Source organism: Streptococcus pluranimalium (genome assembly GCF_047785745.1).
Classification (GTDB): Bacteria; Bacillota; Bacilli; order Lactobacillales; family Streptococcaceae; genus Streptococcus; species Streptococcus pluranimalium_B.
Genome location: NZ_JBLOJT010000211.1, coordinates 1 through 860, shown reverse-complemented (window position 1 = coordinate 860; position 860 = coordinate 1). Strand labels below are relative to the sequence as shown.

2 protein-coding genes are annotated in these 860 nt (G+C 37.3%); both read left to right on the top strand.

Features of this window, described 5'->3' with window-relative positions:
* Position 1: 1 nt before the first annotated feature.
* Positions 2-82, top strand: a complete 81-nt coding sequence (locus ACMZ6U_RS10545; protein WP_416108365.1) for an IS3 family transposase — start codon at positions 2-4, stop codon at positions 80-82.
* Positions 83-337: 255 nt separating this feature from the next.
* Positions 338-860 (top strand): IS982 family transposase (locus tag ACMZ6U_RS10540; protein ID WP_416108364.1); only part of this gene is annotated, 523 nt, incomplete at its 3' end.

Genomic DNA, 860 nt, shown 5'->3' with positions numbered 1-860 from the left:
TATCACATTTTATAATGAAACTAGAATTCAACAGCGATTAGACGACTTATCTCCTGTTCAATACAGAAAATCGATCGTATAAAAGTGTTTTTCTTATGTCCCATTATTGGGGGGCAGTGCCAATACCTAGATTTGTTTTTTTTACTGGAAAGCCGAAAATCAGGTTTTTTAGAAACATCAAAAGCGTATAATTTTACTAAAATAACTCGTGGTGCTAGTTGATTTTCAACAACAATAAAAAGCCCAAAAGGACTATACTGTATGTGATAAAACAAACAGTATAGTCCTAATGAGCCACTTATAGTATACCGCTAAATCCCATCATTTACAATGGAATATCAACCAATTATCCCAAATCAGCTCTCCATTTTATCGGACCTACTGCCCCGATTCGTTGAAGCATTGTCGCAATATCGGTTTAGCCAAAGTTTCAGATGAGTCACTTCTTGTTTTATTACTACTTCAATCTGAGTTAGGGATAACATCACAACGCCGTTTTTACAGGATTTGTCACCTTTTCTTTGGTCATAACTTACTAGAAAGAAGCCGCTTTAATAGACGAACAAAGCAATTGATTTGGTTGGTTCAACTCATTCGACAAGCCTTGAGTGGGTCAATCTCGCCAGATACTATTGTGATTATGGACAGTTTTCCATTACCGCTTTGCCAGCCTATTCGCAATCATAGCGCCAAGATTTTCAATGATGTCGCTGATATTGGGTATAATGCCGCTAAAAACCTTTGGTTCTATGGTTTTAAAGTCCATATGTTGGTCACTTTGTCGGGGTTTATTCTCAACTATGTTGTGACACCAGCCTCTGTTCACGATATTAAAGTCGTTGATGATCTCCTAGAAGGCT